We start from the raw sequence: 6,818 nt of genomic DNA, 5'->3' as shown, positions 1-6,818 counted from the left end.
TGCTAATGCGGTGCGCAGCACGATTAAAAATAAATTTGGCGACATTATGCTGCAACGACAGTGCACCGCTATGGCTAAAGCTGAATTTCCATTCGAGAGGCAGCGCGGGTGCTCGCGCTAGTGCGAAGGGCCGTTTTTGGCGCTGTCTGGTGGGAGCGGGGAGGTAGGTCTGAGTGCATAGGTCGGGACAAAGGGACGCGGACGCGGATCAAAAAAAGGCTCCCCAACAATCCTGGGAGCCGTCAAAGCTGGTTTACACCAGCATACGAGAGAGGGAGGTGATTGCCGCCCCCTGCCTGGCGGGAACAACTCTAGGCATACCAGTCCACAAAACGCTTGAAGTCTTCAAGGTGATTGAAAGTCCAATACTGAACTTCCTGTCCAAGCATTAGGCGTGGAGCGTGTTTACGATTTAGGTTCGAGTTGCGTGTCTCCGAGGCTTTATAGCGCCGTTTGGGGGAGCATGGAGCTGTCCCCAGGGCTGAGAGCTCTGTCCAGCAATAGATTTCATTTCGAACCCGCTCCAGAGCCAACTGACGTCCAGTACCGGTGGTAAACCCTGCAATCTTGTCGGAGGGGGCAGCAATTCGTTTCAGATTCTCAGCGCAATAGGCTTCAGCTTGTCTTGTCAGTTCCATGATCAGACCACCACTGTTGGATTGAAACTTCGGCGACCGGATAACCACCGGAGAGCCTCGGGGACTTCGACAACTGTTCGGGTGCCTTGCTTTGAGGTGACGAGGCGATCTTGAGCGGTCAGGAGCGTTGCGTTCCTTACGGACTTCTCGCTCATCTGAGCCATTATTGCTATCTCCAGCAAGGTCAAGAATCCAGAGTAGAGTCCTTCCAGGGCAGCGGGAATGCCCTCGATATCAGGTCTGTCGGAATCGAGACTCGCGCGAATTCCTCCCATCACCAGTGTTTTTTCCAGCATCTTGGGCGGTGAGGCGCCGTAGTGCTCAACATAGCTTCGACCCGTCGCGACAAAAGCACTCAGATCCAGCCAGTCCGCGTCGTTGTCATGGCCTTGTGACGGCCACTTACCTTCCACCGCATATTCGTAGCAGACCTGTGTAGTGGTCTAATGAAACCGGACACCCATTTAGGCGAGAATGCTCGCCAGATCGAGGTGTCAAATGACCAAACAACGCCGTTCCTTTTCCGCTGAATTCAAACGCGAGGCTGCCGACCTCGTGCTCAAGCAAAACTACAGCTACATCGAAGCCAGTCGTTCACTCGGCGTCGGCGAGTCGGCACTACGCCGCTGGGTTGAGCAGGTTCAGAAGGAGCGCCAAGGTGTCACCCCGCTAAGCAAAGCGCTGACCCCGGAGCAGCAGAAAATCCAGGAACTGGAAGTCCGGATCGCCCGCCTTGAACGGGAAAAATCGATACTAAAAAAGGCTACCGCGCTCTTGATGTCGGAAGATCACGAGCGTACGCGCTGATCAATCAGCTTAGCGTCCACGAGCCGATTGATTGGCTGTGCAAAGTGTTTGAAGTCACCCGCTCGTGTTACTACGCCCAGCGTCTCAGGCGCCGGACTCCTGATATTGAGCGGCTTCGGCTGCGCAGTCGGGTCAATGAACTGTTCACAGAAAGTCGTAGTGCTGCGGGCAGCCGCAGCATCTTGTCGATCATGCGTGAAGACGGCGAGCAACTGGGGCGATTTAAGGTACGCAGCTTGATGCGTGAGCTTGACCTCGTGAGCAAACAGCCAGGTTCTCATGCCTATAAACGAGCGACGGTCGAACGGTTGGATATCCCGAACATCTTGAATCGGGAGTTCGATGTCTCGGCCCCCAACCAAGTGTGGTGCGGCGACATCACCTACATTTGGGCCCAAGGGAAATGGCATTATCTGGCTGTTGTGCTAGATCTTTGCGCGCGCCGGATAGTGGGTTGGGCATTGTCGGAAAAGCCGGACGCCGAGCTGGTTATCAAGGCACTGGATATGGCCTATGAGCAACGAGGAAGACCTCAGGGCCTGCTGTTTCACTCGGATCAAGGGTCGCAGTATGGGAGTCGTTTATTTCGCCAGCGGCTGTGGCGTTATCGCATGCGCCAGAGCATGAGCCGCCGGGGTAATTGCTGGGACAATGCGCCGATGGAGCGTGTGTTTCGCAGCGTGAAAACTGAATGGATACCGACCATGGGCTACCGAACTGCTCAAGAAGCCCAGCGCGATATCAGCCATTTCTTGATGCATCGGTACAACTGGATTCGCCCCCATCAATTCAACGGTGGGCTGGCGCCAGCTCAGGCCGAAGAAAAACTTAACGTCGTGTCCGGGATTAGTTGACCACTACAGGGGCGGGAGGGCAGATTGCCGGTGCTCCTTCAGGCCGAAGCTTGGCGATGGAGGAAAGTGCCGTGCGCAGATCAGCCATCGTCGGTGCACCAAGGCACAACCGAACACCACCGCTCGCCAAGGCCTCTGGATTAGCAGCGGTGGAAGCGGGCGGGGGCCCAGTCCCTTGGCTTGCTGCTCTAGGTGTAGCGCTTCATGACTGGGCATAGGCAGCCACACGTGATATCCACGATGATCCGGGTCACGCATCATCTCGCCTGGCATCGAGTGAGCCAGCGCCACGCGTCGCTTCGATTCGTCCTGGATCGCCTGGCTGACGGTCTCGGCGGTGCCATCGGTCAACCATTGCTCCATGACGGCACGTAGAGCGCGGCCGGGCCCGGTTGTCTGTCAGCCAGCATTTGATCCAGCGCCTCCGGAACGATGCCTTCTGCATCCATACGCACGCCGACGACAGGGGTGCGCTGATGTCGAGCGAGGGCAATCACGCCCGGATAGGTCTGTGCTTCGGTGAACAGTGTGCCGCCCGGACTGCAGACCACCGATAGCGCGAGAGACACCGCGTGATGAGCGCCACCGGTCAACAACAGGCGTCGAGGGTCTGCGTCCACGCCTAGACCTGCGAACCATCGTGCCAGCAGGCGACGATGTTCGTCATGGCCACCTACTGGTGGATAGTCATTGAACAGGCCCGAATCAACGCGCCTAGCTATTGCCGTTAGTGTTCGAGCCAGTAAACGCGCGGTCATTACCGTTTGCAGGGCTATCAGCGTCGTCACAGGCAGGGCCTGTACAACCTTTAGAATTGCGAGCTGGTGCTGGATATCCAGGTGATTGGTCGGTTCGTCCAGCAACAGGATCTGTGGGCGCTGGGCCAAGGCTCGAGCGATGTGCACGCGCTGGCGTTCGCCATCAGAGAGGCTGCGCCACCTGCGGGTGCTCAGGTGGGCAGCGTCGACGTCGCAGAGAGCCTGGTGGACGATGGCATTGTCATTGCCCGACCAGGGGCTCAGCGCCGACAGCCAGGGCGTTCGGCCCAAGGCAACGGCATCGAACACGCAAATCGCATCGTCGGTGTCGGCCTGCTGTTCGACCACCGTGGATTTTCCCGAACCGTTGGGCCCGACGATGCCGAGGGTCTCGCCGCGACGAACGCTCAGGTTGATGTCGTGCAGGAGTGCAACGTCGCGGGCATTGAAACCAAGGCCGGAACAGCTCAATACGGATTCGCCAGCAAAGGGCGCCGCGGCGCTCATCGGGAGCTCCTCCGGCCTATCAGGATCAGCGCGAATACGGGGGCGCCAACCAGTGCGGTGATCACCCCCACAGGGATCACCTGTCCCTGATCGCAGGTTCAGGTCTTGCCGGGTAAACCAATAGGATCAATTACTTAGGCTCGCAGCGATGTGGGCCTAAGGCGTTTATGGGGGTTTTCGTACCTGTACCATGTCTATAAGACACTGGGCACGGGCGTCCCAGTCCGGCCAGAAGGAGCCACTAGTCAGCATGGTGGAAAATAGCTAGCGTTGCTTGGTCTGCCGTCTAAGCTGATTGAGCGGCCTTGGCTTGCCGTCTATGTCGTGAGCAAACGCAACATTATATTTTGCAGTTAAGCCGTTCCCAAACGCGTGATACGAGATGTGTGGAAAGGAGGTGTTGTGACAGGAAGCAAGAAATGCCCGGTCACAAACACTTGTCGACAATCATCTAACGCATTATTGGAGATAAAAATGGCTATACCACTCAGCAAAATCGTAGGCATGACCCCCGAAACTGAGGGCAAATTGAAGGAAAAGGACATCCATGACAGCGATCAACTCTTAGACGCATGTCGGACACCACACGAAAGAAGCGAACTGGCAAAGTACTGCGGCCTGACAAGACCAAAGCTCTTAGCATTGGCCGATCGCGCAGATCTGGCTCGTATTCATGGGGTCGGAGGAGTTTTATCCGACCTATTAGAGCATATTGATGGAGTGAAAGCGATTCCCGATCTTGCCAAGCAACGGCCAGAAAAATTGCACTCTGAGTTGGAGGAATTGATTGAACAAAAGAAAATCAAATTGGTAGGTAGGGCACCCACCTTTGAATTGGTGAAAGACTGGATCAAACAGGCTAAAGCTTTGGAAAAGATACTGTAGCCAAGGTGGGGTGACAAAAAGCGAAGTATTGCCCACCGTAACTGCCTAACAGTTACATCAGCCCGGACTGCCGACTATACTGTTCTTAGTTGGCAGCCGGTTATGCGGCACGTTAGTACGCGACGGTCCGCTTTGATCCCACACGCTCACTCCATTCATGCATTTTCTAGTTCTCGCTGGCGACGCCTAGAGTAGCTCTCTACGACGACGCGCCAGCGCCTGCTCGGCGGCTGAGCCGGCATAGCTTTCAAGGTTGCCACTATGGGTTTGCCGGACCACGGCGTTGTCGCGCCTTTGCTCATCCGTCAGGGATAACTCTTCTGCCCAGCGGGTGCGGTCAGGATCGTCTACGGGTTCAGGCAGGACAAGGGGCATGCTGTCCGGGTAGGGTGTCCGGCGACTGCCAGCGTGGGGCCTTGCAGGCTTCCTGCGGGCTAATGCCAGCTTCATGCGCTGCCTTGGGTAAAGCGAAGGCGAAGCGAATTGCAGCGTCTTTTTCGGACAGAACGTTGACTTGCGTGTTCACCTGCACATCGGCATCATCTTTGGGCATGGCTGGCATCAACCGGGCAAGGCAGTTGGTGTATCAGGTAGGTCGGGATCTTAAGTTCGTGAAACTGCTCGCGCGTGCCGACCGCCCCCTGCGGGCCGACCATCCACTCCAGCTGCACTGCCACCAGCTCCGGACGTTTGCCGATCACTGCCTCGAAGCTTGGATCGTTATCGGCCAGGCGTTCGACCTTGTCGTTCTGTGCCTTGTACTTGGCCAATACATCGTTGAACCACAACGAGGTGCCGACCAGCTTGTCGCCGAGCCCCAGGGCATAGAGCATTTCGGTGCCGGCCTGGCCGATGGTCACTGCACGGCCTGGTGCGTGCTGGAAGGTCAGCGTGCTGCCGCAGTTCTCTACAGTCAGGGGATAGTGGGTAGGGGCCGCATGGGCGAGGGCGGACAGACCCAGACCCGTGATGAGGGCGGCAAAGCGGGGCAGCAGCATGATGCAATCTCCATTTGAAGCGTACGCGGAGCGGGGGTGTACAGTCTGGAAACACATCATCGAACGCTGCCGCAGGAGCAGTGCAAGGCCGGTCACCGAGGTGACGCGCGCGGCAAGGATGTCCTTCCCGGACACCCCGCCGGTTAGTGATTTGCTTGGCCGGCAGGTCTCCTGACTGATGCGTCATCGCCTGGCTCCAGCCTTCCCGGAAGCAATCCCAGTGGCAGTTCAGGAGCAGGCTCAGCACCTACAGTTGCGGGGGCAGTTCCGTTTGATGCTGCATAAGCACCACGGATTCCCTATTAATCCCATTTGGAAACCGGCGGCGGCATGGTAGTCGATCATGCTGCCCAAGGGGGGCCCATGTGCGGATTAGAAGTATTTGAGCCGAGCGACATCGCGACCCTGGTTTAAACCGAACAGTGCAACGCTGACTATATAGAGTGCTTTCAGTAAGTAGCTGCAGAAGCTGCAAGAGCAGGGCTTGGCAACCGCCATCATTTTTGTCGTTGACAACGGTTTGAAACGCTGTAGAATTCGCCTCCCGCAACGAGAGATCGAAGCGAGTCAAGTGTTTGAAGTTAAACGAGAAAATCGAAAAACTTCTGAAAATAAACGCTTGACAGAGACAGAGGAAAGCGTAAAATGCGCACCTCGGTTGAGACGAAAGAATCAACCAACCGCTCTTTAACAACTGAATCAAGCAATTCGTGTGGGTGCTTGTGAGCTCAGACTGATAGTCAGAAAGATTATCAGCATCACAAGTGGCTACATGAGCAATCATATAGTTCATTTTGAGATTGCTGAGCCAAGTTTAGGGTTTTCTCAAAACCCAAGCAGTATTGAACTGAAGAGTTTGATCATGGCTCAGATTGAACGCTGGCGGCAGGCCTAACACATGCAAGTCGAGCGGCAGCACGGGTACTTGTACCTGGTGGCGAGCGGCGGACGGGTGAGTAATGCCTAGGAATCTGCCTGATAGTGGGGGATAACGTTCGGAAACGGACGCTAATACCGCATACGTCCTACGGGAGAAAGTGGGGGATCTTCGGACCTCACGCTATCAGATGAGCCTAGGTCGGATTAGCTAGTTGGTGGGGTAAAGGCTCACCAAGGCGACGATCCGTAACTGGTCTGAGAGGATGATCAGTCACACTGGAACTGAGACACGGTCCAGACTCCTACGGGAGGCAGCAGTGGGGAATATTGGACAATGGGCGAAAGCCTGATCCAGCCATGCCGCGTGTGTGAAGAAGGTCTTCGGATTGTAAAGCACTTTAAGTTGGGAGGAAGGGCATTAACCTAATACGTTGATGTTTTGACGTTACCGACAGAATAAGCACCGGCTAACTCTGTGCCAGCAGCCGCGGT

At 56.1% G+C, this 6,818-nt stretch carries 5 protein-coding genes, 1 rRNA gene, 4 pseudogenes and 1 riboswitch (1 of these 11 running past the window's edge); of the genes and pseudogenes, 3 read left to right on the top strand and 7 right to left on the bottom strand.

Features of this window, described 5'->3' with window-relative positions:
• Positions 1-311: 311 nt before the first annotated feature.
• Both NVV94_RS15435 and NVV94_RS15430 read right to left on the bottom strand, forming a co-directional pair.
• Positions 312-638 carry a hypothetical protein gene (locus tag NVV94_RS15435; protein WP_258443257.1) on the bottom strand — a complete coding sequence of 109 codons (327 nt, stop codon included), beginning with the start codon at positions 636-638 and terminating at the stop codon, positions 312-314.
• Between the two features lie 2 nt (positions 639-640).
• Positions 641-1,051, bottom strand: coding sequence for a hypothetical protein (locus NVV94_RS15430; protein WP_258443256.1), 411 nt, complete (start codon positions 1,049-1,051; stop codon positions 641-643).
• Between the two features lie 85 nt (positions 1,052-1,136).
• On the opposite strand from NVV94_RS15430, the gene NVV94_RS15425 reads away from it, so the two are divergent.
• Positions 1,137-2,299 (top strand): IS3 family transposase gene (locus NVV94_RS15425; protein ID WP_258443255.1). Its coding sequence is split into 2 segments (ribosomal slippage): positions 1,137-1,392 and positions 1,392-2,299, totalling 1,164 coding nucleotides; the frame shifts between segments, so codons are not numbered across the junction.
• 347 nt (positions 2,300-2,646) lie between these two features.
• Here the strand turns inward: NVV94_RS15425 and NVV94_RS15420 are convergent.
• From NVV94_RS15420 to NVV94_RS26930, 3 pseudogenes are all read right to left on the bottom strand, one after another.
• Positions 2,647-2,979: pseudogene (locus tag NVV94_RS15420) on the bottom strand (aminotransferase class I/II-fold pyridoxal phosphate-dependent enzyme); the annotation flags it as partial.
• 69 nt (positions 2,980-3,048) lie between these two features.
• A pseudogene (locus NVV94_RS15415) lies at positions 3,049-3,564 on the bottom strand (ABC transporter ATP-binding protein); the annotation flags it as partial.
• Positions 3,561-3,662 (bottom strand): annotated as a pseudogene (locus NVV94_RS26930) (iron ABC transporter permease); the annotation flags it as partial. The pseudogenes NVV94_RS26930 and NVV94_RS15415, both read right to left, overlap by 4 nt.
• A 376-nt stretch (positions 3,663-4,038) precedes the next feature.
• Here NVV94_RS26930 and NVV94_RS15410 point away from each other — a divergent pair.
• A complete protein-coding gene (locus NVV94_RS15410) occupies positions 4,039-4,449 on the top strand; it encodes a DUF4332 domain-containing protein (RefSeq protein ID WP_258443254.1) in 411 nt (136 codons plus the stop codon).
• A 186-nt stretch (positions 4,450-4,635) separates the two neighbouring features.
• Here the strand turns inward: NVV94_RS15410 and NVV94_RS15405 are convergent, their stop codons facing one another.
• Both NVV94_RS15405 and NVV94_RS15400 read right to left on the bottom strand, forming a co-directional pair.
• Positions 4,636-4,899: a hypothetical protein gene (locus NVV94_RS15405; protein WP_258443253.1), complete on the bottom strand. Its 264-nt coding sequence runs from the start codon at positions 4,897-4,899 to the stop codon at positions 4,636-4,638.
• 134 nt (positions 4,900-5,033) lie between these two features.
• Positions 5,034-5,447 (bottom strand): annotated as a pseudogene (locus tag NVV94_RS15400) (ABC transporter substrate-binding protein); the annotation flags it as partial.
• Positions 5,448-5,590: 143 nt separating this feature from the next.
• A riboswitch (cobalamin riboswitch) is annotated at positions 5,591-5,786 on the bottom strand.
• A 505-nt stretch (positions 5,787-6,291) separates the two neighbouring features.
• Here NVV94_RS15400 and NVV94_RS15395 point away from each other — a divergent pair.
• Positions 6,292-6,818, top strand: a 16S ribosomal RNA gene (locus NVV94_RS15395); it runs 1,012 nt beyond the window's last position.

Origin of the sequence: Pseudomonas sp. LS1212 (assembly GCF_024741815.1) — a bacterium.
In the GTDB taxonomy this organism is placed as follows: Bacteria; Pseudomonadota; Gammaproteobacteria; order Pseudomonadales; family Pseudomonadaceae; genus Aquipseudomonas.
This window is presented reverse-complemented; position numbering and strand designations above follow the sequence as displayed.